This is a genomic window from Methanocella paludicola SANAE (genome assembly GCF_000011005.1).
In the GTDB taxonomy this organism is placed as follows: Archaea; Halobacteriota; Methanocellia; order Methanocellales; family Methanocellaceae; genus Methanocella; species Methanocella paludicola.
The window spans coordinates 1080741-1105977 of sequence record NC_013665.1; the positions used below are offsets into that span (position 1 = coordinate 1080741).

Annotated in this window: 32 protein-coding genes and 1 tRNA gene; 17 read left to right on the forward strand and 16 right to left on the reverse strand. The window is 53.9% G+C overall.

The features are described from left to right. Positions 1-35 precede the first annotated feature (35 nt). Positions 36-470, forward strand: coding sequence for a nucleoside 2-deoxyribosyltransferase (locus tag MCP_RS05500; protein WP_012899833.1), 435 nt, complete (start codon positions 36-38; stop codon positions 468-470). Between the two features lie 36 nt (positions 471-506). Here the strand turns inward: MCP_RS05500 and MCP_RS05505 are convergent, their stop codons facing one another. Both MCP_RS05505 and cbiQ read right to left on the reverse strand, forming a co-directional pair. Next, on the reverse strand, positions 507-1337 hold the full coding sequence (locus tag MCP_RS05505; RefSeq protein WP_012899834.1) for an energy-coupling factor ABC transporter ATP-binding protein: 831 nt from the start codon (positions 1335-1337) through the stop codon (positions 507-509). A gap of 8 nt (positions 1338-1345) precedes the next feature. Beyond that, positions 1346-2284, reverse strand: coding sequence for a cobalt ECF transporter T component CbiQ (gene cbiQ / locus MCP_RS05510; RefSeq protein ID WP_012899835.1), 939 nt, complete (start codon positions 2282-2284; stop codon positions 1346-1348). A gap of 304 nt (positions 2285-2588) precedes the next feature. On the opposite strand from cbiQ, the gene cbiM reads away from it, so the two are divergent. Together cbiM and MCP_RS05520 are read left to right on the forward strand one after the other, a co-directional pair. Next, positions 2589-3299: a cobalt transporter CbiM gene (cbiM, locus tag MCP_RS05515; protein ID WP_012899836.1), complete on the forward strand. Its 711-nt coding sequence runs from the start codon at positions 2589-2591 to the stop codon at positions 3297-3299. Between the two features lie 9 nt (positions 3300-3308). After that, positions 3309-3632, forward strand: coding sequence for a PDGLE domain-containing protein (locus MCP_RS05520; protein ID WP_012899837.1), 324 nt, complete (start codon positions 3309-3311; stop codon positions 3630-3632). Positions 3633-3690: 58 nt separating this feature from the next. On the opposite strand, the gene MCP_RS05525 is transcribed toward MCP_RS05520, so the two are convergent. After that, positions 3691-4017, reverse strand: a complete 327-nt coding sequence (locus tag MCP_RS05525; protein WP_012899838.1) for a PDGLE domain-containing protein — start codon at positions 4015-4017, stop codon at positions 3691-3693. A gap of 302 nt (positions 4018-4319) precedes the next feature. Here MCP_RS05525 and MCP_RS05530 point away from each other — a divergent pair, with 302 nt between their 5' ends. Next, positions 4320-4571: a hypothetical protein gene (locus MCP_RS05530; RefSeq protein WP_012899839.1), complete on the forward strand. Its 252-nt coding sequence runs from the start codon at positions 4320-4322 to the stop codon at positions 4569-4571. A 140-nt stretch (positions 4572-4711) separates the two neighbouring features. Here MCP_RS05530 and MCP_RS05535 read toward each other — a convergent pair whose 3' ends face one another. The 3 genes from MCP_RS05535 to MCP_RS05545 all read right to left on the reverse strand — a co-directional run bounded on the left by MCP_RS05535 (position 4712) and on the right by MCP_RS05545 (position 7337). Next, positions 4712-5050: a hypothetical protein gene (locus MCP_RS05535; protein WP_128859947.1), complete on the reverse strand. Its 339-nt coding sequence runs from the start codon at positions 5048-5050 to the stop codon at positions 4712-4714. 219 nt (positions 5051-5269) lie between these two features. Beyond that, positions 5270-6478: a cation:proton antiporter gene (locus tag MCP_RS05540; RefSeq protein ID WP_012899841.1), complete on the reverse strand. Its 1209-nt coding sequence runs from the start codon at positions 6476-6478 to the stop codon at positions 5270-5272. 52 nt (positions 6479-6530) lie between these two features. Further along, positions 6531-7337: a TIM barrel protein gene (locus MCP_RS05545; RefSeq protein ID WP_128859948.1), complete on the reverse strand. Its 807-nt coding sequence runs from the start codon at positions 7335-7337 to the stop codon at positions 6531-6533. Positions 7338-7426: 89 nt separating this feature from the next. Here MCP_RS05545 and MCP_RS16230 point away from each other — a divergent pair, with 89 nt between their 5' ends. Together MCP_RS16230 and MCP_RS05555 are read left to right on the forward strand one after the other, a co-directional pair. Next, on the forward strand, positions 7427-7720 hold the full coding sequence (locus tag MCP_RS16230) for a hypothetical protein (RefSeq protein WP_394296149.1): 294 nt from the start codon (positions 7427-7429) through the stop codon (positions 7718-7720). 22 nt (positions 7721-7742) lie between these two features. Then, positions 7743-7943 carry a hypothetical protein gene (locus MCP_RS05555; protein ID WP_012899844.1) on the forward strand — a complete coding sequence of 67 codons (201 nt, stop codon included), beginning with the start codon at positions 7743-7745 and terminating at the stop codon, positions 7941-7943. A 469-nt stretch (positions 7944-8412) separates the two neighbouring features. Here the strand turns inward: MCP_RS05555 and MCP_RS05560 are convergent, their stop codons facing one another. Then, entirely contained in the window at positions 8413-9648 is a 1236-nt protein-coding gene (locus MCP_RS05560; protein WP_012899845.1) for a heme ABC transporter ATP-binding protein, read from the reverse strand. Between the two features lie 2 nt (positions 9649-9650). After that, a complete protein-coding gene (locus tag MCP_RS05565) occupies positions 9651-10733 on the reverse strand; it encodes a FecCD family ABC transporter permease (protein ID WP_012899846.1) in 1083 nt (360 codons plus the stop codon). A 157-nt stretch (positions 10734-10890) separates the two neighbouring features. Between MCP_RS05565 and MCP_RS05570 the strand changes: the two genes are divergently transcribed. Both MCP_RS05570 and MCP_RS05575 read left to right on the forward strand, forming a co-directional pair. After that, positions 10891-11502 (forward strand): helix-turn-helix domain-containing protein, encoded by a 612-nt coding sequence (locus MCP_RS05570; RefSeq protein WP_012899847.1) that lies wholly within the window; start codon positions 10891-10893, stop codon positions 11500-11502. Positions 11503-11726: 224 nt separating this feature from the next. Continuing rightward, the gene (locus MCP_RS05575; RefSeq protein ID WP_128859949.1) at positions 11727-12095 is read left to right on the forward strand and encodes a hypothetical protein; all 369 of its coding nucleotides are present in this window, start codon (positions 11727-11729) and stop codon (positions 12093-12095) included. A gap of 1223 nt (positions 12096-13318) precedes the next feature. Here MCP_RS05575 and MCP_RS05580 read toward each other — a convergent pair. From MCP_RS05580 to MCP_RS05590, 3 genes are all read right to left on the reverse strand, one after another. Beyond that, entirely contained in the window at positions 13319-13687 is a 369-nt protein-coding gene (locus tag MCP_RS05580; protein ID WP_128859950.1) for a hypothetical protein, read from the reverse strand. Between the two features lie 230 nt (positions 13688-13917). Then, positions 13918-14340, reverse strand: coding sequence for a hypothetical protein (locus tag MCP_RS05585; protein WP_231845173.1), 423 nt, complete (start codon positions 14338-14340; stop codon positions 13918-13920). A 173-nt stretch (positions 14341-14513) separates the two neighbouring features. Next, positions 14514-14708, reverse strand: coding sequence for a hypothetical protein (locus tag MCP_RS05590; RefSeq protein WP_128859951.1), 195 nt, complete (start codon positions 14706-14708; stop codon positions 14514-14516). A 171-nt stretch (positions 14709-14879) separates the two neighbouring features. On the opposite strand from MCP_RS05590, the gene MCP_RS05595 reads away from it, so the two are divergent. Together MCP_RS05595 and MCP_RS05600 are read left to right on the forward strand one after the other, a co-directional pair. Next, positions 14880-14964 (forward strand) — tRNA-Leu (locus MCP_RS05595). Between the two features lie 133 nt (positions 14965-15097). After that, positions 15098-15361 (forward strand): hypothetical protein, encoded by a 264-nt coding sequence (locus MCP_RS05600; RefSeq protein ID WP_012899852.1) that lies wholly within the window; start codon positions 15098-15100, stop codon positions 15359-15361. A gap of 12 nt (positions 15362-15373) precedes the next feature. On the opposite strand, the gene MCP_RS05605 is transcribed toward MCP_RS05600, so the two are convergent. Further along, a complete protein-coding gene (locus MCP_RS05605; RefSeq protein WP_193763067.1) occupies positions 15374-15682 on the reverse strand; it encodes a hypothetical protein in 309 nt (102 codons plus the stop codon). Between the two features lie 127 nt (positions 15683-15809). On the opposite strand from MCP_RS05605, the gene MCP_RS05610 reads away from it, so the two are divergent. Beyond that, complete coding sequence (locus MCP_RS05610; RefSeq protein WP_012899854.1) at positions 15810-16058, forward strand: hypothetical protein; 249 nt, start codon at positions 15810-15812, stop codon at positions 16056-16058. Positions 16059-16547: 489 nt separating this feature from the next. Here the strand turns inward: MCP_RS05610 and MCP_RS05615 are convergent, their stop codons facing one another. Beyond that, positions 16548-17120 carry a class I SAM-dependent methyltransferase gene (locus tag MCP_RS05615; protein WP_012899855.1) on the reverse strand — a complete coding sequence of 191 codons (573 nt, stop codon included), beginning with the start codon at positions 17118-17120 and terminating at the stop codon, positions 16548-16550. A gap of 160 nt (positions 17121-17280) precedes the next feature. Here MCP_RS05615 and MCP_RS05620 point away from each other — a divergent pair, with 160 nt between their 5' ends. Then, complete coding sequence (locus MCP_RS05620; RefSeq protein WP_231845174.1) at positions 17281-18240, forward strand: ABC transporter ATP-binding protein; 960 nt, start codon at positions 17281-17283, stop codon at positions 18238-18240. Next, a complete protein-coding gene (locus tag MCP_RS05625) occupies positions 18221-19018 on the forward strand; it encodes an ABC transporter permease subunit (RefSeq protein ID WP_231845175.1) in 798 nt (265 codons plus the stop codon). The genes MCP_RS05620 and MCP_RS05625 overlap by 20 nt, the downstream gene beginning before the upstream one ends. Before the next feature lie 9 nt (positions 19019-19027). Here the strand turns inward: MCP_RS05625 and MCP_RS05630 are convergent, their stop codons facing one another. Then, on the reverse strand, positions 19028-19999 hold the full coding sequence (locus MCP_RS05630) for a (Fe-S)-binding protein (protein WP_394296151.1): 972 nt from the start codon (positions 19997-19999) through the stop codon (positions 19028-19030). After that, the gene (locus MCP_RS05635) at positions 19983-20960 is read right to left on the reverse strand and encodes a hypothetical protein (RefSeq protein WP_012899859.1); all 978 of its coding nucleotides are present in this window, start codon (positions 20958-20960) and stop codon (positions 19983-19985) included. The genes MCP_RS05630 and MCP_RS05635 overlap by 17 nt, the downstream gene beginning before the upstream one ends. Positions 20961-21108: 148 nt before the next feature. On the opposite strand from MCP_RS05635, the gene MCP_RS05640 reads away from it, so the two are divergent. From MCP_RS05640 to MCP_RS05655, 4 genes are all read left to right on the forward strand, one after another. Continuing rightward, positions 21109-21288: a hypothetical protein gene (locus tag MCP_RS05640; protein WP_012899860.1), complete on the forward strand. Its 180-nt coding sequence runs from the start codon at positions 21109-21111 to the stop codon at positions 21286-21288. 237 nt (positions 21289-21525) lie between these two features. Further along, on the forward strand, positions 21526-22374 hold the full coding sequence (locus tag MCP_RS05645; protein ID WP_012899861.1) for a UV damage endonuclease UvsE: 849 nt from the start codon (positions 21526-21528) through the stop codon (positions 22372-22374). Between the two features lie 61 nt (positions 22375-22435). Then, positions 22436-22648, forward strand: coding sequence for a hypothetical protein (locus tag MCP_RS05650; protein ID WP_012899862.1), 213 nt, complete (start codon positions 22436-22438; stop codon positions 22646-22648). Between the two features lie 2 nt (positions 22649-22650). Next, positions 22651-23394 carry a hypothetical protein gene (locus MCP_RS05655; RefSeq protein WP_128859952.1) on the forward strand — a complete coding sequence of 248 codons (744 nt, stop codon included), beginning with the start codon at positions 22651-22653 and terminating at the stop codon, positions 23392-23394. A 625-nt stretch (positions 23395-24019) separates the two neighbouring features. On the opposite strand, the gene MCP_RS05660 is transcribed toward MCP_RS05655, so the two are convergent. Then, positions 24020-25129 carry a pyridoxal phosphate-dependent aminotransferase gene (locus MCP_RS05660; RefSeq protein ID WP_012899864.1) on the reverse strand — a complete coding sequence of 370 codons (1110 nt, stop codon included), beginning with the start codon at positions 25127-25129 and terminating at the stop codon, positions 24020-24022. Positions 25130-25237: the final 108 nt, after the last annotated feature.

A 25237-nucleotide genomic window follows, 5' to 3' on the forward strand; every position in this document is an offset into this window, starting at 1 on the left:
AACTTTTTTATCTTTGATGCTACTAACTCCATATCATGAGGATATTTTTATCCGGACCTTTCTTTAATGACGAGGAGGTCCGGCGCATCGGCCGCGTTAAGGACTCCCTCGAAGGGCTTGGATTCGAAGTATACAGCACGTCCCATCGCAACCCGCCCATCGACCTGGGCAGTAAAGTCCAAAAGAACAGGCGGTTCAGGCTCCTTTGCCAGGAGATCGAGAAGAGCGACGGCGTGTTCGCGGTGCTCGATGGTAAGGATGCCGGGACGATATGGGAAATGGGCTATGCGTTCGCCCTGGGGAAGCCGGTGGCCGCATTTGTAGAGCAGGATCGGTACTATTCATTAATGATCGATAGTTCTGCACACGTTGTCTACGGATCCGGCGAACTCGATAACAGGCTTGAAGAGTTTTACCGGACGGGTAAACCGAAAAAGGGGCTGGGCCCCGCCGCGTCTCTGCACGAGTAGACCCCGGGAACGACATCTGGGACGGTATTCGCCGGGTCAGCGGATATGCTCGTGCGTATGCTCCTTATCATGTGAGTGCAGGTGCTGGTGTTCCAGGTTCCCGTGGCGGTGCATGTGCCGGTGGATCAGGTTATGCTGCTTGAGTAATTCGAGGTCGGCCATCACCTTGTGAGAGTCGGTATCCACCTTGAGCATGTGGTCCTCGCCGAACACGACTGCCCGGGTGCTGATCTGCTCGATGATATCGAGATCGTGGGTGGCGGTGACGATGGTCTTGCCCGCATGGGCCAGCTCCTGTAGGAGCTCGATGAGCCAGAGCTGGCTCCTCGGGTCCAGGCCCGCCGTGGGCTCGTCTAGGAGAAGCACATCCGGATTAACGGAAAGCACAGACGCCAGGCACACTTTCTTCTTCTCGCCGCCGCTGATAGTGTGCGGCGAGCGGTCCCGGAGGCCCGTAATGCCGACCATGGCCAGGACGTCCTCCGTGCGCTTCTTGACTTCCTCCTTCGACAGGTCCAGCTGCAGGGGGCCGAAGGCCACTTCGTCGTAGACGGTCGAGCAGAACAGCTGTACGTCGGGGTTCTGGAACACGAAGCCCACCTTTTTCCGGAAATAGCGGCACTGCTCGTTGTCCTCCAGGGAGTCGAAGACCTCCTCCGTGACGGGGCTGCCGAAAGCGTAGAACTCGCCCTCCGTCGGATAGGCGAGGGCATTCAGGATCGAGAGCAGCGTGGACTTGCCACTCCCGTTGGCGCCCATGATGGCCACGTGCTCGCCCGCGTCAATCCTCAGGGTGACGTCCTTGAGCGCCGGGAACTTCCCGAGATAGGTGTACGATACGTTGCGTAAGTCGAATACCGTTTGCATGATAAGACCTAAATCCTTATGATCTGGTGGGAGTAGAGGATCAGCAATACGCTGAAACCGACGACGGTGACGATCGCCACGTAGTCCCGGGGCTTCATGGCAAAGTCCTCCAGGAGCTTCACGTCGCCATTGAAGCCTCGCGACACCATGGCGCCGTGGACCTTTTCCGCCATGTCGAGCGACTTGACCAGCGTATAGCCGATGCGGCCGCCCACCCACTTTTGCTCTTCCAGTAGCGGCAGGTTCTTTATCGTCCGGCTCTTCTTCGCCGTGTAAAAGGACTTGACTATGTCCGTCAGCAGGAAGATGTACCGGTAGCACATGTCGAGCGTCAGCACGTAGACCCTGGGCGTGCCGACCGACCTCAGCGACTTGAAGAGCTTATCCCGGGGCGTCGTCAGGAAGAGCAGGACGGCGGCCGACACGCAGGTGGCCACCCGCAGCGTGAACGAGATGGCGCCCATCGTCCCCTGCCTCGTGATCGCGATGGTCTCGGGCAGCGCAAAAGGCCCGAGCCTGGCTCCCGGCCCCAGCGTGACGAGGGTGAACAGGCTGTCTCCCGGGAAGAAGACGTTGAAGATCATGGGCAGGGCGATGATACCCGTGAAGATCGGTATGAACAGCCAGACGCGCTTGATAAAGAACCAGACCCCGATCCGGCTCGCGGCGGCGAACACGAGCGTCAGCGCGTAGACGAGAAGCATCAGCCGCCAGTCCGTGACCATGGTCACCGCCACGATCAGGGTGACGATCGAGATCAGCTTGACCCGCGGGTCCAGGCTCTGCAAAAGCCCGCTCTTCCGGGCATAGCCCTCGGAGGCGATGGTCTCCTCGAGGAAATTAAAGATACCGCTCAGCGTCTTGCCGACGAAATTTTTTTTACCTGCCGAGACCGAGCAACAGGGGCTGGGACCGACGTTGACCTCTTTCATCCATTCGGGTATCATGACAAAACCTGGGGGTATGGCGTAACCAGTAATAATTATCTTCTCATTAGTAATATGAAGATGTTAAAAAATCTTTTGATATTATCTCCGGGTCTTTAGATCTTATTGAACATTAAATATATGACCATTTCATACTATCGATATTTAAAAAATGATTACTAAGGTTAAATTTTTAATTTTCCGTATCTTGGTAAGTTAAAATTACGTGAGAAATATTCATATATATTTTAATTTTTGATACGTATCGTGTTACTAATCGATAGTTTTTTATAACTACAAGCCCTTCTGCATATCTGGTGATATTATGCATATCCCTGATGGATATCTAGGTCCAATAACATATATAGCACTGTTCATAATAATGGTCCCGATCTGGCTATATGCGGGATACAGGGTAAGGAAAGACCTGAGGTCTAAGCAGGTACCGCTGCTGGCATTATCGGCGGCTTTTACGTTCGTTATCATGATGTTCAACGTCCCGATCCCGGGCGGCAGCACCGGGCACGCCGTCGGCGGCGCCATCATCGGCATCATCCTGGGCCCCTGGGCCGCCATCGTGTCGATCTCGGTCGCGCTCATCATCCAGGCCTTCGTCTTCGGCGACGGCGGCATCACGGCCATCGGGGCGAACTGCTTCAACATGGGTGTCGTCATGCCCATCGTGGGCTACTATACCTATAAGCTGATAAGCGGTAACTCGGATATTAAGTCCGTCCGCAGGATCGCAGCGGCGGTCATCGCGGGCTACCTATCGCTCGTGATCGCCTCCGGCTTCGCGGGCTTCGAGTTCGGCATACAGCCTTACTTATATCCGGCAGTGAACGGCCAGTTCCCGTACATGCCGTACGACCTGAGCGTGACCCTGCCGGCGATGCTCGGCGAGCACATCCTGTTCTTCGGCGTGCTCGAAGCGCTCATAACCGGCCTCGTCTTCGTTTACTTCCAGCGTAACACGCCCGAGCTGCTCGAAAATAAAAAATCAAAAAAAGCTATGCTGGATAAAGTTCCTGTGTGAGGTGGCAAAATGGACAATTCGACTAAAATTATCATCGCCGCGCTCATCGTGCTCGTGATCTTCACCCCTCTCGGGCTGCTGGCGGTAGGCGAGACGTTCGGAGAATGGGGCTTAGAATACTTTGAAGAAAAGCTTGGCTATGTACCGCCGGGCCTCGAAAGCCTGTCCTCGATTTGGGGCGCGCCATTGCCCGACTATGGGATCCCGGGCCTTGGCGATACGACGGTGGGAGCAGCGGCAGGATACATCGCGTCGGCCATCATCGGAAGTGTCGTCAGCGTGGGACTGATCTACGGGCTGGGCAAGATCCTGGTTAAAGATAACTCCAGTTAGCTTTTTTTTATTTTTTCACTTTTTTATGATAACGAGTTGATCATCATTCTTTTGATCATCATTCTTTATCGTCGTTCTTAGCTACCAGCTTACCCAGCAAATAGACGGCGCCGATGCAGACCAGCACTCCCACGACGGCCGAAACAACGTAGCCGATAGTACCGCCGATAGTCGTATCGCCCAGGCCGGGTATGCCATAATCGGGCATCGGGGCGTTCCATAATTGGGATAGGCCGCTCATCCCCGGAGGCACGTAACCGATCCTTTCCTTCAGCCCCTCCAGGCTCCATTCGCCGAACGTCTCGCCGGCGGCGAGCAGCCCGAGCGGCGTTAAAAGGATCAGCAAGGCCAGGACGATGAGGATATTGCGCGTCAACTTATCCATTTCATGTAATCATAGGACATCCGGCGATTTATCTTTTCCCCACATAATCGCAACGGTCCGGCCCTTATCCTGTATAACGGCGAAATAACTCTCCATTATGGCTTATACTCGGAAACAGGCCTTGTTATGGTAAAAGGTCGTCCAGGAGGACCGGGCGATAAGTACCGGCTCATATATCGAATCATCTTCCCCCATATACGCATTAATCCTCCCAATTGGCTATTATAAACGCACTTTAACAGGGCAACATTAAAAAAGAATAAAAAATTAGGGATAGTATGGCATTAGAGTGGGGTGTTTTGATGGCAGAGAAAAAAGCAGAAATGACGGTTAGAGAGGCTGGACACAAGGGCGGGTCCACCACGAAAGAACGCTACGGCGAAGGGTTTTACGAGGAGATCGGCAAGAAGGGCGGCAAGATCGGCGGTAAGAAGGGCGGGACTACCACCAAGCAGCGCTATGGTGAAGGGTTCTACGAGGAGATCGGCCGAAAAGGCGGCCAGAAGGTACGTGAGCTGATCGCGCGCGGCAAGGCCGCGATGGAGAAGAAATAGGAAACCCGGTATCGTATCGCCCTACATTCGCGTATCGCGACATATCGCCTGTCAGAAAAACATTTCCCAACCTTGATATTTATTGCATGAGCCTGAGCTTTAATGGCCTGGCCTCATTTTTTTTAAATTCATACACGGCCTCAGTATAACGGGTATCTTTCATCAACGTTACCATTTACGCCGAAACTGTCCGTTATTCTCGCGCTTCGGTCGCTGGTGGTATTATTGGAATAATACACGGTATACTGGATCTCTACGACGAGGTCATAATAGCCTGCCGATACGTGGGAGAACTCGTATGCGTCGCCGTTGATGCCGCCGGATATGACGTTTCCGGTGTTAGTGTTCGTGATATGGCCGCTTATATCAGTGATCACCGTGTTCGTGCTGTTAAGTATCAGGCCGGTAAATGTCGTGGTCACTGTATAGATGGGCCCCGATGATGGCAGCGGGACCGGCGTCGTTTCCGCAGTTGGCACTGGCGTGGCTGTCGGGGTCGGGACCACAGAAGGGGTCGGGGTCGGCGTAGGGGTCGGCGTGGCCGTCGGAGTAGGCGTGCTGGTGAGCTCAGGGGTCGTGGTCTTTGTCGCCGAAGGCTGATCAATGAAAGTGGTGCACCCGCTGACAAAGACAGCGCAAACTAAAACTAACCCTAAAATGAACGAAATCGTATATCTCGCGTTACAGCCTCCACATGATCAATTCTCATAGGCCTTCTTCAGCATTACCGGCGCGATGATCGACGTGAAGAGCACGATCAAGGCCAGCACCGAGTAGACCGATTCGATGCCGGGCAGCACGCTCCCCAGCGTGGTCACTCCCATGAGGCCGATGACAAGCGTATACTCGCCCATGGGCGTCATGGCCAGTCCCATCTTATGCATCTCATCCAGACGGTAGCCGCCAGATATGAGCGCCGCGCCGTAGGTGCCGATGTACTTGCCGGCCATCACCACCATGAGGAGGCCGAGGAAGAGGAACAAGTCGATGGGCACCTTCACGAAGTACAGGTCGAGGGGCGTGGAGCCGACCATCTTGGCGATGTCGATGCGGGCGCCGGTATATACGAAGAACAGGGGTATGAAGAATCCTTCGCTGATCGCCTCGATCTTGGGCGTGATGATCTTATAGGAAAAGGGGGACCGTGCCAGGATAGTTCCGGCCAGGAAGGCGCCGGTGACCGCCGCCACCTCCATGTTCTGGCTCAGGTAGGCCACGAAGAACATGATAATGAGGGCCACCGTTATAACGGAGACTTCATTCGACATTTTTACCGTCCAGCTGACGAGCTTCTCCGAGATCGACCGGCCGAACTTGAGGATGAATATGATGAAGCCCAGCACCAGCAGGAAGAGCATGAACGCGTCCCGGATATCGAGCCCTCCGCTGGCCAGGTATGAGTTGTAAAGCGCGAATGCCAGCATGGCGAAGATATCATCTGTAGTGCCTACGGCCATGATGGTCTTGAACACGTTGCTATAGTTATCGCCGATCTCGTTCAGCACCATGAAGCCGATGGCTGTGGACGTGGAGATGAACGCAATGCCCACGATCAGGGCGGTGTTCAGGTCGAAGCCGAGCAGGGCCGTGATGGCCGTGGCAGCGATGAATACGAGCAGGCCGCCGCATATGGAGATGAACGAGGCCCTATACACGTTCTCCTGCATGAGCTTCTCGAAGTCCACCGAGAGGCCCATCAGGAACATCATGAATAAAATGCCCAGGTTGGACAGCTCGTCGAGCTCCCAGGAGAGCCCTACGGCGTTCAGGATCATGGGGCCCAGGATGATGCCGGCGACGATCTGGCCGATAAGGGGCGAGAAGCCTAGCCGGCCGACGAGATCTCCCAGTATTTTACCCAGAAGCAGCATTAGCAGTAGCTCGAATAGTATGCTGACTTCGATCAATCCAACGGTCCCCTGTATAGCTTTTAAAAGAGCATGTTCCTATTTAAATTTATCAGTGGGCTCCCGCGATGGTTGCCTCTATTATCGCCTTCATCTTCAGGGCGTCGTCCTCTTGAAGCGGCGTCTCGCAAATGATCGTGGCATCGATCTTCCTCTCTTTCAGGATTTGTGCCAGCGGCTCGAACGGCGGCTGGCTGCCCAGGGGCAGGTGCCTGACTTCCCGGCCGTTCTTGTACTCCACGTTCGAGAAGTGCATGTGGAAGTTGTTCTTCTTCACGGGCTTCAGCTTATCGAAGATGTCCTCGTAGTCGTCTCTGGTTCGGAGCCCTCCGTTAGTTCGGGCGTGTACGTGGGACCAGTCGATCACGATGTCGGTGCCGGGCACTTCTCTCAGGATATCCAGGTAGTCGTCGACGCTGCCCAGCTCAGGCTCGTCGCCCGTCACCTCGAGGCCGATGAGAGCCTTGATCTTCTCATTTTTCCTGCTCTCGCTCAGCTCTACCAGGTGCCGCTTGAGAACTTCGGGCTCCTTTTCCCGGGCCGGATGGAATACGACGATCCTCGCGCCCAGCGGATCAGCAATACGCAATGACCTCAGTATCCAGTCCTTGCTCTTCTCCTGCGTGGCCTCTTTCTTGCTCGTCAGGTTAATGTAATAGGGCGCATGAACGGACAGCGCCAGCCCGCATTCCTTAGCTACGGATCCGCTCGCTGGAGCACTGCCAGGTGTCATATAGACGTTCCTGACGAACTGGACTTCCATGGCATCCAGCCCGACGCTGCACAAATATCGAATGCCCGCCTCGGTCCCCTCGCCCTTCGCATGGTACGGTATCCCGGCAATGCCTATCCTGATCATGAAGACTCCGATATAAGGGGGCCCTACGGCGTTATAAATCCTCTTATTTCCACGTGCGGGCCCGGCCATAAAAGGGGATTATCAGGTATATGCACTACGCTTTCAGCCTAACCGCAGCGCACGCCCGCGGCTCGCCGTTCATTACGGTCATCACGATTATCACTACGTTCGAGAACTCCTTACCGAGGGTGATAAAAATGGCGGAAGAGAGAAAAGGCGAAATGACCGTCGAGGAGGCCGGCCGGAAGGGCGGGCACAAGGGCGGCGAGAAGGTCAAGGAAAAATACGGGCCCGAGTTCTACTCCAAGATTGGCCACAAGGGCGGCCAGCGTGTAAAGGAGCTCATCAAGGAAGGCGAGAAGGTCGAACGTGAAAAGAAGTAGGCGGGCTTGAGGAGGTAAGGATATGGCGGAGAAAAAGGAAAGCAAGGGCGAGATGACCGTCGAGGAGGCGGGCCGGAAGGGCGGCGAAAAGACCGCAAAGACCCACGGGCACGAGTTCTACGAGGAGATCGGGCATAAGGGCGGCGAGATCGGCGGTAAGAAGGGCGGCCAGCGCGTCAAGGAGCTTATCGAGGAGGGCAAGGAAGCCGAAGAGAAGAAGTAAATGCGCCGTATTCTTTTTTTTATTTTGGATCTTGTGCGTTTTGGGATGATAAATTGCTTTTGCCAATGCACATACTCGTTTTTCCGCTATGCCGTCTCGGAGTGGTCCAACCACAGGGGCACGGAGCGCACAGGAGTTACACAGAGTTATTTATAGGTGGAGGCTCAGAGCGCACGGAGGACGGGTTTATACTTACCTGAGGCACTGAGTTTAACGAGGCACTGCCGAGGATAAACCGGATAGTTGTTTATTGGTCAACCGTGTCTCAATAAACTCTGTGCCCTGGGTAAGCCAATAAACCGGGCTCTGAGTCCTCTGAGTCTCAAATTATTAAAAAATAACTCTGTGAAACTCCCGTGCGCTCCGCGCCACTGTGGTTGCTCGAATTCGCATCAGCGAAAAGGACACTCAACGAAGGCATAACATTAAATGGTTAGAAAATGTTTATCCCAAAACCACGGATGAGTCTTTATTTTATCATTTTGAGTTTTTCAAGCATCTGCTCTCCGGTATTTACTGTGGCGGCACCTGAGGCCTTGATCCTGTCCAGGAGGGCCGTCGCAACACCATTCGTAAAATCCCTCGGCACATCCTTTTCGACCATGATGACGGGCGTTCCCGCCTCAAGGACGGCCTCAAGGTTCTTGAGATTGCCACTTCCGAACGGGACGTCAGAGATCACGATAATGTCGGCCTTTTTCATCAGGCCGACCACTTCGGAGTATGCCTCGGGTGTGATGGGCGAGAACGGGGCCTCGCTCACCGCATGGATATTAAGCTGCGAGGCGGTCTCATAGTCCGAGTCGAGCACGTTGAGGGCGCCCGTGGTCACGCTATAGCCGCCCGACCTGAGCAGGTACATGAGCTGTGTGCCGGTGCCGGCTCCGCAGACGAGGTGTACGGTGCGGCCGTTAGAGGTCCCCGCGGACTCCAGCGCGTTGAGTAATGTAACATAAAGGTAGCCGGTCAGGGGGTGCTTTTTCACCATGACGTTCGCCCTGAACGCCATGCGGATATTCTCCCGGGTGATAACGTCGTCAGGGCCGCCCGTGGCCAGTATCTTATTATTGAAGAGCAGGATGAGCCGGTCGCAGTAACGGGCCGCCAGGTTGAGGTCGTGCAGTATGATGATGACGACGAGGCCGCGCTCGTTCTTCAGCCTTTCCACGAGGTCAAGGATCTCTATCTGGTGGTTGATGTCCAGGTGGGATACGGGCTCGTCCAGCAGGAGCACGGACGGCTGCTGGGCAAGCGCCCTGGCGATGATGACCCGCTGCCGCTCGCCGCCGCTTAGCTCCACGAACGGCCTCTCCCGGAGGTGCCACGTGTTCGTGAGCATCATCGCTTCCCTCGCGATGCCGGCGTCCTTCAGGCCTTCGATCTCGAACCGGCTCATGTGGGGATTACGGCCCATAAGGACGACCTCGAGGCAGGTGAAGTCGAAATCGATGTTCGTGTCCTGGGGAACGACCGCCATGTGCCGTGCCAGCTCCTTAGGCGAATATCGCTCCAGCTCCTTTCCGCATAGGACGACCTTGCCCGATGAGGGCTTCAGGATCTTGCTGAGCGTCTTCAGCATCGTGGACTTGCCGCTCCCGTTGGGGCCGAGGATGCCGATGCACTCGCCCTTTTCGGCGCTGAAGGTGACGTTGTCGAGCACTTTGGCCGTGCCGTAGTTAAAGGAAAGGCTCTCGATGTCCAGCATGCCTATGTCACGCTCTTTTTCTTTCTGGTCAAAAGGTAGACGAAGAACGGCGCCCCGATGAGCGCCGTGATGATGCCGACGGGTACCTCGGTCGGCTGGATGATAATGCGCGAGAACGTGTCAGCCAGCGTTAAAAACATTGCGCCCGCCATGATGGAGGACGGGATCAGGATGCGGTGGTCCGGCCCCACGATGAGACGCATGATATGGGGAATGACGAGGCCGACGAAGCCTATGATCCCGCTCACCGAGACCGCCGCGGCCGTTATGAGCGACATGAGGGCCATGATGCCGGCCTTGATCACCTGGACGTTCGTCCCTAAATGCGCGGCCGCTTCGTCGCCCAGCAGCAGCGTGTTGAGGTCCCTCGAAAAGGCGAAGATGATGAAGCTGCCGAGGAGCGCCATGGGGAGCATGAGCCAGATATCGTTCCAGCTTCCATTCCACAGGGCCCCCATCACCCAGTAGACGATCTGGCTGAGCGAGTGGCCGCCGATGTACATCAAGAACGAGGTGACCGCCGAAAAGAACGCAGATACGGCGATACCTGAGAGGAGCAGCGTCTCGACGGGCAGCTTCCCTCCCGACCGGGCGATGTTGAACACGAGGAAAGCAGCGAGCAGGCCGCCTATGAACGAGCCAAGCTGCATGGCCCCGAATTCGAGCGGTATTAATGGCAGCGTAACGGCCATGCCCGCAAAGCCGAAGACGATAATGGCCGTCGCCCCGAATGCGGCGCCGGACGATACGCCCAGTATGTACGGGTCGGCCATCGGGTTCTTGAAGATGGCCTGGGCGGCCGTGCCGGCGACGGCGAGCGTCGCCCCGACCAGCAGGCCCAGGATGACCCTGGGCAGCCTTACGACCATTATGATGCCCGCCTCGCCGTCTGTCCAGGTCTTCTGGATGTGAATGTGATCGGATAGATACGGTATCTTAGATACGGCGTCGGAAATGATGATGAGCGCCACCTTGTCGACGCCGATGCTGGCGGGCCCGACGGCAGTGGCGATGACCACGACGCACAATAATAGCACGAATAGCACAATGAGGATGACCGCCCACCTGAACAGCTTTTTATCCATGGACCCACCGTTAGTTAAATAAAATTGATTATTCTCAACTTTACTTTATAATGTTGCCTGACCGATAAATAATTATTGCCTGCATAAGCATATGCCTGGCCCATAGTTGGACGTTCCGGCGAGAAATGATTTATACGCTCATGCCAAACATTTGCTCATGCCTTTAAAAGAGAAGCCGGCCGATGCCACGCCCGACGTGCTTGTCATAGATGATCCTCAGGACATCCGGCTGATCTTCAGCGAGAAGCACAACATGGTCCTGAAGCTGGTCGTGGAAAAAGAGATGTCCATCTCCGACATCGCCCGGTCTCTCGGGATAAATCCCGGCTCCGCCCATTATTATCTCAAGGAGCTGGAAAAGCACGGCCTGGTAAAGCAGGTGAGGTCAGAGGTCAAGGGCGGCGTCGTTAAAAAGTATTACCGCGCTGCCGCCCGGCGTATTCTCATGGATACGCCCGATTTTAACCGGCCCCAGTCGTCTATCCCGTCGGCGGACTTGACCGAGCATCTTCTCAGGTCGGTCGAATACCTGGGCTATTACGTCCGGCCCGAGGACGTCGAAGACGCGAAGGACCTGCTTTTACGGTATGATAACCGCGTGAAGGAAATGGTGTTCGACCTGGAGAAGTTGGGCCTGGGAAACGTGGAGGATAACGCCATCACGCTCCAGAACGCGTATTACCTGTTATTGAGCATTCGCTCGAAAAACGACCCCGAGATGGCCCGGATCTATAGCGAGTTCGATAAGCTGTTCCTTCGATGCGAATGACCGGCCTTTAACTTTCTTAAATGTTTGCCCGGCAATAAAAAGCGCATAACATGTGTCTTTATTTGCTTATTTTGTGCCTAATGTTTTAGTAAGGGCCGATAGTACCTTTTGTCTGGAGGGGTAATATGGTGAGGATAAGGGCGCTGCCCATCGCAGCCTGCCTTATTATAAGTCTGTCTTTAGTTTCAGTCCCTTGCGGTGCCATTTCTTTGGGTGCCGGGATCTTGTTCGATAAACACATCGGTGATACGATCAACTTCAACTTCGGGAAGACTATCGGCGTCGGTAATTCCGCTTTCGGCATTGCCGGCCTGAACGTGGCGGTTTCCTGGGGCGCGGACTATGACCTTGCGGCCATGGCCGGGTACCCGTATGGTTACGGCGGCGTCGGCTCCGTTACTCAGGGCGACATGGGCTATAACCTGGGCGTTACGGTGGATGCCGTGCAGGGTGCCGGCTTTAACGGCGCCGCGTGGGGCGTGCCCGTCGTTGAGCAGGATATTACCACTACGCACTTCGGCCAGGCTATCGCCGAGAGCGCTCAGATCAGCGATACGCAGGTGGCTTTCCCGTTCTCTGCCGGATATATTTGATATTTTGTATCTGGGGCTTTTGCCCCTTTTTTAAATTTTATGCCGGGTTTAATTTCCATTATCTCACTCGCACATCAAAGACCGCGAAGCTGGTTAAGTTCGCGAAGACTGTTTCGAGCCCTAAGACCGCCAAGCTTACGCGAAGACCGCGAAGATAATTTAAAATTTGAATTATGCAAAATTTTGGATAACTAATGTTGTCAGTTATCTCACTACCCTGTACTATGGTTTATTTTCCTTTTACTGTTCATAGTTTGCGACAGACTTACAGCGTCATGGTTTTGAACCACAAAGGCACGACCAGTAGTTACGTATTTGTTTTGCAATAGTATATCCTTGTTAGCGTCTTTCGCTGGGATGGTTCGGTTTTACAACACGAAGACACAAATTTCTTTTTTAGAGTTTTAACACTAAATCGTGAAGACACTGTAAACACAATTAAGCCATGAAAACTCAAAGCCTCTATTAAGCGAATTAAGCCGCTAAAACACGGCTATCAAGACACGAACGAATGACGTAAATCACGAAGTGCCACCAAACTAAGACAAAAAGTAAACGCCATACCAGCTTCCATTCGCCTGCTTACCAGATCATTACCGGTTAAGATTTTTAACCTTAACAACGCCCGCTATAACAATAGTTAATCTATTTGTCTTATTTTTGTGGCACTTCGTGGCTTAAGTCGTTCGTTCGTGTCTTGATAGCCGTGGCCTTGGTGTTCTAATTCGCTTAATAGGGGTTTCATGGTTTCATGACTTAATTGTGTTTACAGTGCCTTCATGATTTAGTGTTCGTAAAATCTAAAAAGAATTTTGTGTCTTCGTGTCTGAAACCGAAGGGCCGTACGTGAGACGCATCGAATCAGATCGATTAAAAAAGCGAACACGGAACTAGTGGCGACATCACAGAGATTCAGTAAGATTTTTTTAAATGTAAGATACCAGGCTCACAAAGGTAGCGCCTAAATTTAAATTAATAAGGTAAAAATCCTATATTTATCTTTTTTATAGTTAGTCTTCGCGGTCTTTGCGCAAGCTTCGCGATCTTCGGGCTCGAAATAGTCTTCGGGGACTTGCTCTTCTTAGCGGGCTTAAAACCCGGGCGATTCTAAAAGCTTATAGGCAGATAATCAACGATAACCTCTAATAAAATAAGGTATGGCGAGGGTAGGCCCCCAAGAAGCCCGCCCCGACCACCGAAGCACATTCCGGGCGTAGCGCCGCTTACATGAAGCCCATCGAAGGCACCGGCGAGCCGCCGATACTCAGCCACGGGTAGGCGAACTGGGCGAACTGCTCCTGGTTCTGGAAAGCGATCTGGCTCAGCGTGCTCGTCGCGTCGGCGTTCTGCAGGATCGTGGGGAACGAGAACCCGAGACTACTCGTACAGCTACTCAGGGTCGACGGGAACGAGATCTCGGCCGATTCCACGTCGGTAGCCTCCTGGAACATCGACTGGAAGCTCGTCAGCGAATTTTTCTCGACCATGGACGGGAAACCCCAGGACATGGGCACGAGGGACGCATGGGACGGCATCGCCAGGAACGCGATGAGCCCGATAGTAAGTGCAGTCAATACTAGTCTTTTTAACATAATATTACCCTCCTCAGATAGAAGAGTACGGTAGACATTTACTAATAAATTAGTGACTTTATACACATCTTTAAGGTCAATTTATTGATTTTTAACTAGCCCTTAAAGGTTTAAAACAATTTATTGGACGTATCCTGTTTCATTCTTGGTCAAGCGATTAAAAAATAAAAAAAGCGTTTTTACTGAGTGGGTTGTTTAAAAGGGGAGAGTAGTTGAGTAAGGGCTTTTATCTACCACCCGAAGCCGAAGCCCGGCAGCGATACATCGCCGACGCCAACGAACGGGTACGAGAACTCAGCGAACTCGTTGGTCTGCGCGAAGTCGGTGTGCGTGACTTCCTGGGTCTGCTCGACCGTCTGGCTAATGGACGGGAATGCCAGGTTCACCGGGCCAAAAGGCAGCACGTTGGATGAACCGCTTACGCTGACTCCATCCAGGGCGACGTCACCGACAGTGGAGCCGAGCGTGGTGCCGTCGCTAAAGATCGGGAAGTCTATGTTAACCGTCTCGAAGTCCGTAGCGAACGCAGTGTCCTGGTTGAAAGCAGAAGTATTGCCACTCTGCACGATCACCGGGAACCCGAACGAGGTCGATACCAGGTTTGCGCTGGACATGCCGGCGAAGGCCAGGCAGACCAGGGCCAGGGTTGCCATTATTCCTAAAAAGTTTGTTCTCATTGTATTACCCTCCTCTAAACGTGGGATACTATTGGCTCAACCTAATAGGTTCGTGTGCAAAAGTGCAGTTAGAACGTGAAAATTAAGGATTCAAAATATCGATTAAAAGTTTGAATTAATTTAAGCGTTCTGCGATACGATTTTTGGGTTTACCTTCCTCTGAGGCTCTCGTCGATATCCATATGCGTGCCGCAGTCCGGGCACCTGTCGTCGTACGTTACCGTGGGCAGTTCACCGTCGAGGCGGCTCCTGAGGGACGTGTTCTGGCCCATGCCCAGCGCTACCCTGGTAACGCCGCACTGCGAGCATTTTAGTGGTACGTCGAGTAGCTTGATGTATGCCATAATAAAGAATTTGTCCGCCGCTTTAAAAAGCATTATCAAATAAAATAACGCCGGACTGCTTGCCTTAACTGCGCATATTACCGGTTTTGCCCATGCGGGACAAGACCATAAATTTAAATACACGAAAGCCCAAATTGGGGAAAGCCGGAAGGCGAAAATGGTTTTTGTAATGCTGGGATAGCCAAGTCAGGTCAACGGCGACAGACTCAAGATCTGTTCCTGTAGAGGTTCTCCGGTTCGAATCCGGATCCCAGCACTTTTGTTATATTATCGGGGTACCTCTTAAGCATCAGGCCTGTATTTTTACCATAATTCCGAAATCAACGGAATATATCATACGTTTACCGGATGGTTGTATTTATATCCCTTGAGAAATAAATTAAGGAATTATGAAACGCTCTCTGGAAAACTCTCTCGAGCTATCCCGGAAAATTTCAAATAACCTGCCCGACCTGGAAGTAAGCTTCGACCTGATAAGGAAAGATGACAAACTATATTCTAAAGCCAAAGAGATGGAGCGCCATCTGGCCGACGCTCACGACCTGCTGTGGGACATGAAGCTCGGGCTGATCGGCATCCAGGGTAAAAGATCAAAGCCGGCGGGCGAAAAAAAGAGGCGGGGCAGGCCCCCAAAGAAAAAAACTATCGAATAAAATTTTTAAAGGTCATATCTCCCGGCGAATATTCGCATCGAACCTCGAGCTACCAGACCTGGTGGACTGCTTCGGCAAAACGTTCGCCGCTTTCTTGCCATTCTCCGTCAGAGTGAAGGTGTCACCATCCCGTACGATGACGTCCTTCTCCTCCATGTCCTTAAGCACTTTCTCCAGCATCAACTTTGGCGTTCTCGTAAGCTTCCTCAGGCTATCGAAAGTCTCGCTGCCGTTTTTGTGGAGCACGTCGAGTATCTGCTTTCGCTTTACGTTACCGCTTATATAGCTGGCGATCTTTTCTTCGACTGTTGCTTCCGCCATTGTATCACTGAACAATAATATTGCCTTGCGCTGCATAAAGGCTTTTGCTCGATATAGACCATGATGAAAAATATATTAGAGATAATGACTTACTGTCTTATTATTAGCTATACAAGGGGCATATCTTGTGAGGAAAGCTATACTGACTATTTTAATAGCAGCGCTAGGCGTCTTGGCGCTGATGCTCCAGAAGGACCCGTCGCTCGACCAGGCACAGGTCGAGAGCATATTAAAGTCTACGGCATTGTCCATTAAGCCCGGCTCCGCCATCGTATGGGACATATCCCCGGCCCAGGGCTGGTACACGTACTCCTGGGGCAAGGATGCCACGGGCTCGGGCCTGGTGCAGGCTGACAAGGCCGTGAAAGCTGCATAAAAACCATTTTTTCTTTTATTTTGGTTCTTGTGCGTTTTTGGGATGATATATTGCTTTGGCTGATGCCTTCGCTCGTTTTTATGTTATGCCGTCGTTGAGTGGCCCAACCACAGGGGCACGGAGAGCGCTGAGTTTCACGGAGTTTTCTTATAAATGGAGACCCAGAGGGCACAGGGGACGGGTTTATAACTTTCCCGGGGCACGGAGTTGAAAGAGGCACTGCCGAGGATAAACCCGCATTATTGTTTATTGGTCAACCGAGCCTCAATAAACTCTGTGCCCCAGGCAAACTAATAAACCGGCCTCTGAGCTCTCTGAGTCTCAAATTATTAAAATAAAACTCTGTGTAACTCCTGTGCGCTCCGTGCCCCTGTGGTTGGACCACTCAACGACGGCATAACTAGAAAAGAATAAAAAATATTCATCCCAAAACCGCGGAAGAGTCTTTATTTTTTACCTGATGTAAAGAATTTAAAAAATAGCTGACCATCAGGTTTTATCGTAAACCGCGATCATAGCCTGGCCCATATTGACCACGCTCTTCGGCCCGAAGCTGTTATAGAACTCGAGCAGCGACTCCTTATCCATCCAGTCCTCGGGCGTATTGGTGCCGTCGGCATCGATGATCCTCACGAGGCTTTTCGCGATCGGGTTCCTGTCCGGCACTTCGAACGGCTCGCAGATGATAACGCGCTTCCTGACATCGCTCAGGACCCGCTCGACGAATTCCTTATGCCTTGGATTGATGTGGTGCAGCAGGTCCATAATGACGCACGCATCGTATTCCGAATAGTGGTCGAACGTGAGAGCGTCCTGGAGCATTACGTTCCTGCCCTTCTTTTGCGCGTACCGGAGAAATCTCTCGTTCAGGTCGATGCCGAGATATTTTCTTCCCGGGGGAATATAGTCCGCAAGAATGCCTGTACCGCAGCCGACGTCCACGACGCTTTCGCCCAGCATGCCGGCGATATACCGGCAGCGCCTGTCGATGCCTTTGCCGTGCATCAGCCATAGGCCGGCGTGGTAAACGCTTCCGGACCAGTACAATGGTGACCTCATCATGCCTTTCACTGCGATAACGGCATTATCTCATATAACTCTTTTCGTGTTGGGATGGGGGCCCCGGCGTAAAAGCCTTTTATTATACTTTACCGGCTAATCCGTTGAGTAATAAGCGGCATTGGTTTATATATAATAAAAATTTATAATTTACCTGTACACTATGTCCGATCTGATGATCGAGGCACGCAGCCTTTGCCGCCGTTTTAATGGTTTTACTGCCGTAGACTCTATCGACCTCCAGGTCGGCGAGGGCGAGGTATTCGGCCTGCTCGGGCCGAACGGCGCCGGCAAGACGACCACGGTGCGCATGCTGGCCTGCCTGATCCGGCCGACCGGCGGGACGGCTTACGTCTGCGGGAGAGACGTCTACGACCCTGTGATGGCCCGGGAGATCCGGGGCATGGTAGGCATACTCACCGAGACGTCGGGCTTTTACGATGAGCTGAGCGTGTATAAGAATTTACGTTTTTACGCGGACCTCTACCATATGGAGCGGAAGACGGCACAGCGAAATATCGACTATTACCTGCGCCTGTTCGACCTGTGGGACGTACGGAACTCACGCGTGGCCGGCTTTTCCAGGGGAATGCGCCAGAAACTGGCCCTCACCCGCTGCCTGGTCCACGAGCCCCGGATCCTGTTCATGGACGAGCCCACGTCCGGCCTCGACCCGGAATCCGCCCGGATCGTGAGGGATTCCATTAGATCCCTTAAAGCCGGCGGCAGGACCATCTTCCTCTGCACCCATAACCTGGACGAGGCCGAGCGGCTTTGCGACCGCATCGCCATCATCGATAAGCGCATCCTGAAGGCGGATACGCCCCAGAAGATCAAGTATTCGGCATACGGGCGGCGCGTGGTCATCCGCCTAGAGCGCCTCAGCGACCGCATGGCCTCCATCATCCACGGGATGGACAGCGTCCGCCGCGTAGAAAGCGAGGGAAACGAGCTCGTCATCGACGTCAATGACCCGGAGACCGATAACGCCGACATCGCCGATGTTGCCGACATCGTCAGCACTATCGTGGGCGCCGGCGGCCGTATCCAGTACGTGGGAGAGCAGAGGCACACGCTGGAGGAAGCGTATATCAAGCTCGTGGGTGACCGGGTTGGGCATTGACATCGTCACGATCATTAAAAAAGAGCTGGAAGAAGTCTTCAGGAACAAGTATATACTGACCACCATGGCCAGCTTCCCGTTGGTGTTTTCCATCGTCATACCGCTCATTTATCTTTTCGCCCTCCCGCCGAACGTCACTGCGGCCGATGTCGCCACGTTTAAAGGGCTTGTCGCGGGGTCCGAAGGCATGGAGCCCCGGCAGATCCTTGTCGCGTTCATCATCCAGAGCAACCTCTCATTTTACCTCATGATGCCCGCCGTTATCCCCACGGTCATTTCCTCCTATAGCATCGTCGGCGAAAAAAAGTGCGGCACCCTGGAGCCTCTGCTCGCCACCCCCGTGTCGACCCGGGATATCCTGATGGGCAAGACGCTGGCCGCCGTCATCCCCTCGATGGCCATCACCTGGCTCTCGTTCATCATATATGCGCTGCTGGTGGATACGGTGACCTTTTCGATATTCGGATATCCTGTCGTCCCCGACGTGCTATGGCTTATCGCCTTAACGGTGACGGCGCCGCTGCTCGCCGTCATGTCCGTGTACATGTCCATCGTCGTCTCGTCCCGGATGAGCGACATACGGGCTGCCCAGCAGATCAGCGCCGTGTTCATCATCCCCCTCATGAGCGTCTTCATACTGGAATTGTTCGGCTACATGTCCCTGACGATCGACCTGCTGCTGCTCATCAGCATCGCCATAGGCGTCGCTGACCTGTTCTTGATAAAGGCGAGCGTCGGCGTTTTCCGGCGTGAGGAAATACTCACTGGATCAGCCTGAGGTCGCTCCTCACGCTATAAGCCTGAGGTTGCGCGCCACTAAAATAGAAAGGTCTTCTGCGCGGGCATCCTCTGAAAGCTGTATGCTGCACTGGGGACAGGCGACTGCCACGACGTCCGGAGCTAATCGCCTTATATCGTCCGCTTTTCTCTTTTTGAGCATTCTGGCCAGCCCGATATCGTTCCTTCTCACTCCACCGCCCGCGCCGCAGCAGCGCTCCGCCTCTTCGAGGGGCACGTATTCGCACATCTTTTTCAGGATATTTTCCGCGACTTTCATCGTGTAGGGGGAAACGTTCCTGTACAGGTGGCAGGGGTACTGGAGCGTGGCACGGTAAGGCTCCTTATGTAAAGCCCCATAAATATCATACGAATCGTACAGGTCAAGGTAATGGCAGACGTCGAACTCTTCCTGGTACTCCAGCAGTGTGGACGTGCATCCCGGGCATGACGTGACGATCGTCTCCACTCCCAGCTCCCTGAACTGCCGAAGGTTCTTCTCGAGCATCTCCCGGGCCAGGTCGAATCGCCCGATCCTGTTTAAAGGAGAGCCGCAGCAGCGCTCATCGATACGGGTGAATTCGATGCCCATGTGGTCGAGCGTTTTTGTCACCGCGTCCGAGATATGCTGCAGGCGGTAACCTGTGAGACATCCGGCAAAGTAGGCGGTCTTGCATGGCCGTGGGTTCGGTTTCGGCCGGCCCTCGGGCACGATTGAAGCTCCATACGTGGAAATGTTATACAGCGTCTCGCCGTACCCTGGCGTCTTGAAGTAGTCCCTCATCTTTTCAATGGACTTGGTGATGTGGACCCCCATGGGGCAGGCTGCGACGCACGCGTTACACGTCGTGCAGTCGAGCGCCTCGGGTAGTGGCTGGTTCCTCGAGCGCTTGTTGTCGATAAGCCGCAGAGGGCTCAGCGTCGAGGGGCAGACCATCTCGCAGACGCCGCACTTGATGCACTTCCTACTCAAGGCCGTCACCCGCGTGGTATCCACTTTTCAGTGCCTCATAGAGGCCGTAGCCGCAGGATGCGGCGCCGATCACGCGCACGTTGTCGAACCCGTGGACGTATAGCTCGTGCTCGATGCCCTTGAACATGAGCGGGTGCTCCGAAAAGAACTGATCGTTGAGGTCCCCCTCGAAATCCCTGGTCACTGTGGCACCGGTCAGCGGCTCGAACATCCTGTCGCCATCCGTTATAAAACCGGTCATCGGGCCTCCTGTCGCGATGAACAGGTTATCGCCGTGAACGCTGATAGTGCGCCTGCCCTTCGTGCCCATTACGCCCTCTACGCGCCCGTCGACGATGCGCTCTGCCTTCACGGTGTCCAGTATCTGCGATCTCTCATTACATGCCGCCTTTTTTCTCAAGGCCTGTATCAGCCGGAGGCCCAGTACGGAGGGGGCCGTCACATACTCGTTTACTTTGACTCCCAGAGACCGGCTGACCTTGTCGCGCACATAGGCCGCCCTATCGATGCCTAACACTGGCGGCACGAGCAGATCGCCTGCCTTAACGGCAGACAGCGTATCGATCAACAAGTCGGCAGCCTCGTCATCGTTATCCAGTACTCGTGCCATCTCCTGGAACGAACGCCCCTCCATAAAATTGATCCGCCTGAAGCCGGGCCTGTCCTCGTTAATGGAAATTCGGGCGGGGGAGCCTTCGCAGGCTGCGGACGCCGGAACGAGGCCGCTGCGGGTCGCGCCCGTTATGGTCAGGCACCCGCCCTTCACGTAGCTGCCGGCCATCATACGTAAAAACCAGTCCTCCGCGCCCGGATCGCTCCCTGCAGGATGAAAGACGCCGCTGGAGACGGCGGTGGCGCCAAGGCCGCCCGACAGCAATATGGTGCTGCCCCGGAGGCGCATCGCCGCGATGAGGCCGGCCAGGCCCCCGCCAATAATAAGGTTATCACTATCCAGTTCCAGCGCACGCATAGATTACTAACCCTATACGGCTGAACTATTTTCAAGTTTTTGGTTATGCCGGGTGCGTGAAATCTTCCATATTAACGCTTATTTTAACCGTTCAATCCATAGGTAAAGGTTATCCTGTCATGCCCGAGAATATTAGCCGGGTGAGTATATGGCAGGTTTAAAGGACCCAGGTAGAGTAGAAGGAGGGAAAAAGGCCGCCAGGACAGCCAAACAGCGCTATGGCGACGACTTCCACCGCGAGATCGGCGCCAAAGGCGGGCGCAGCACGGCGGTACGCCACGGCGAACATTTCTACGAGGAGATCGGGCGTAAAGGGGGACGGAGCTAAGCCCGTCATTTTCCCTATTGACCATGCTGTTTCCCGCTGGATATTTGGCGCATTTCTAAGCATGTCGCCGTAAATGATGCTTTAAAACAAAGGAGGCATGCGATATATACACAAGAACTAGCTTACCGGCGATTACCATCCATCCGCCAGCTTCGAATACGATCAGCCCGGTATGCCTCGACTGTCTGTTCTGGTACCGTTGTAGGGGCGTCAAGATAGACTGTGAGCTAAACGGCCATGAGGATCGGGTTCGCCGCCATCCCGTACGATAAAAAGCTGTTACCTGTCACCAGTAAGACGAGCGCAGGCCAGTCTATGGACCGCCTCGTCACTGTGGCACGGTATGTGAATAGCCTTGGAATTGACTTCTATCGTATTCCCGCCAACATCAGCCCCCATGAAAGCGTCGAGTCGCTGGAGGCTGCCCGGGATAAGGCGGCCATGCTGGGCCGGCTATTTAAGGAACTGGATATCCGGACCTGCTTTCACGTGACCTATTATTGTATACTTAATACCCCAAAGCCCGAAGTGCTGGATAACGCTATTAAAGAGCTGCACTGCCTGCAGCTTTACGACGACTATGCCGGAGGCGGGAACCATATCGAGATACATGCCGGCGGCGTTTATGGGGACCGGACAAGCTCCATGGAGCGTTTCATCCGGAATGTGCTTGAACTGGAGGAGCCTGTTTTCAAGATGCTCCGCCTCGAGAACGAGGAGCACGCCGGCAAGCTGGGCACCGTAGATGAGCTGTTGCATATCAACAGGGAAACGGGTATACCATTGCTTTTCGACGTTGCGCACTATCGTGTCAACCCGATGGAGCGGGGCCTGCCGCCCCGTGAGATAGTATCCTCTTTTCTCGATACCTGGAATGGCGCCTCGACATCCCCTGTGCTGCATTATTCTACGATCCGGGGCCGAGATGGCACGCACCTGCCGGTCGACCCGGCCGATTTCTGGGACTACGTCGATCAGCTTAGCGGCCTGGATTTCGATGTGATGCTCGAGACTAAGGAAAAAGAGCGTGACGTCCTTAAGGTTAAGGCCTGCAGGGATGAAAAATACCGGCAGGGCGTCCTCTGAGGCTAATTGTAGTCGCCAACGGTTTTAAACATACGCTGCATTGTATTAAGGGGGACGGGCGATGAAAAGAAAGCTTTTAGTTATACTACTTGCGTTAACTGTCATTATAGGGCTCTTATTCTTAGCGGCCTATTCGGGCTCAATGGAGAAGGCGAAGGATAAGAAGAAGCCGACAGCGATCCCTTCTATCTCGATCGACCCGTACCGTATACCGCTACCCATCATGGAACACTACACGCCGGCCCTCGTCAAGGTTCCCTTTAAGGCTAAATGATCATGTTCCGGTCCGATCTTATTGAGGCTGTTAGAAAGTGGCCCGCTTCGCCCTCCCGATGGCGCATCCTGTGCATGGTCTACGATCGTATCGACGTGCGATTTAAAGGCTCCTTTGGAAGGACAATTTGTTTTGAATATAAAATGGCGCCTGCCGAGGTCCAAAAAGCCGAATGGTCCTTGAGCCATCTCCCTGCGCTGGCCAGGGAGTGCTCCTGCGGCCTCGTGGACATTTCATATGACGTCAGGCCCGTGTCTCGCCCGTTGACGAGCCTCACGCACATGGGCGGGCCCAACTACTGGCCGTCGCCCGGAGATGTAGCTCCCGAGCTATCCCGGTATGCCCGTGATTACGACTCTGTCTTCGTCTTCTGGCCCCAGAACGCAAATGGATGCCATATCCCCTCGGGAGGCTGGGGGCTAGCTATAGGCCCCGGGCACATCCCTGGCGGCGGCACGTATTGCAGCATTGCAAATGCTGACCCGTCTTCCTGGGATGTGCCTCGTGTTGGTGAGGTATGGCTGCACGAATGGCTCCACGGCGTCTGCGATTTTTACGAGAGCAGGGGTTTCCCGATGCCTCAATTTAACGCTGACGGCGGCGGGTCTCATGGCTACGTGCAGTCGCCGGTGACCGGATGGTGTCGCTATTATCGTGACCTCATGATGGGCCGGGTTCTGGATAACGGGCGCTTCACGGGCATCACGCCGGAGGCGTGGCTAAGCGGTACGATAAAAAATGTTTAGAAGTATTCGAGATTTGCATATAATACTCTCTAATTGCTTACAAGGTATGCTTTTAAAAAACAGTTTGGTCGGTATCACGAACCTCTCCAAAGGAATTAACGCACGAATTTTCTTTTTTAATTTTTTCTCACGAAACCTCTAAGCCTCGAACTCACCGTCAATGCCCGAGCTCTCTAATACACAGGGCAGTGCCCGAACGCCCGAAGCCTCAAACCCGAAAAGAAAGCTCGAAAACTCGAATGCACGTTCGAAACGCTAAACGACATAGCACTAACCCTCTAAGGCTCGGCTAAAACGCCAACGACACCAATCTATTACATATTAACTTAATGGGGAACGACCGGGCTTTTAGAGTGTTCGTGCTCCACTGTTTAGCGTTTCAAACGTGATTTAGAGCCTTAGAGCCTTCGTTTCGGGTTAGCGCGTTAGAGACTTAGAGCACTGCCCTGTGTATTAGAGAGTTCGGGCATTGACGGTGAGTTCGAGGCTTAGAGGCTTCGTGAGAAAAATCTAAAAAGAAAAATTCGTGGCTTATTTCCTTTGGTGATGTTCGTGATACCGACCGAACAAATCAGCGCCGACAGGAAACATAGTATAGTCTAAGCAAAAAGATTAAAAAAGGTAATTATAGCACGGTCTTCATGATGCCGACAGCCTTCTGCAGGTTAGGCATCGACGTCGCATAGCACATCCGGATGAAGCCCTTACCATGCTCGCCGAATGAGCTCCCCGGCGTGGTGATGACGCCCTTCTTCAACAGCTCCATGACCTTAGCCTGCTCGTCGCCCACATAGGGGAAGGCATAGAAGGCACCCTGGGGCATGACACACTCAACGCCCATAGCGTGTAACTCACCAATAAGATAGTCGCGGCGGCGCCGGAACTCGTCCCGCATGATGGTCACGCAGTTCTGGGGCCCCGTAAGGGCAGCCCATGCGGCACGCTGCGAGATGGAGCAGGCGCACGCCTGCACGTACTGGTGGACCTTAAGCATCTGGTCGACATAATCCGGGCCGGCGGCAAGGTACCCCAGCCTCCAGCCGGTCATCGCGTAGGTCTTCGACGCGGCGTTGATGGTGATGACGTTATCCCCGTACCTCGCCGGGCTCTCGTGGACCCCCCCGTAGATGAAGTGCTCGTAGACCTCGTCCGAAATGACAGTCACTCCCTTATCGAGAGCGATCTCCACGATGGCCTTTATTTCGGCGGGCGTCTGGACGGCGCCGGTCGGGTTCGACGGCGAATTAAGCACGATCGCCCTGGTATTTTTAGTGATATATTTCTTGACCATTTCAGGGTCATAGCGCAATGTCTCGCCCAGGGGGACCGGCACCGGCGTCGCATCCGCCATGGTCGCGAGCGCCGAATACGAGAGGAACCCGGGGTCGGGGACAAGGATCTCGTCGCCCTTGCCGCATAAGGCCTCGATGGCGATGTGGAGCGCCTCGCTGGCGCCCGAAGTGACCAGGATCTGGGCAGGCGAGTAGCTCAGCCCGTTCTCGTTCTTGAACTTGGCTACCAGGGCTTCCCTCAGCTCGGGTATGCCCATGTTGCCGGTATAGCCGGTAAAGCCCTCCTCGATGGCCTTGATGGCTTCCGCCTTGATGTGCTCCGGCGTATCGAAGTCCGGCTGTCCAAGGCCGAGATTGATAGCTCCGGGCCCGGCGCCCTCGAACATCTTGCGGATGCCCGAGATGTTGATCCCCGTGACCCTCTTGTCGAATTTTACGGTCATTAGTAGTGCCTCATTGCTACACGTTAGCATGCTTATGTTTCGCTCATCGTCAAATATAACTTTCGCCGTTTCACGGAAAAAGAATTTAAACTTACCGCACTTATCCGG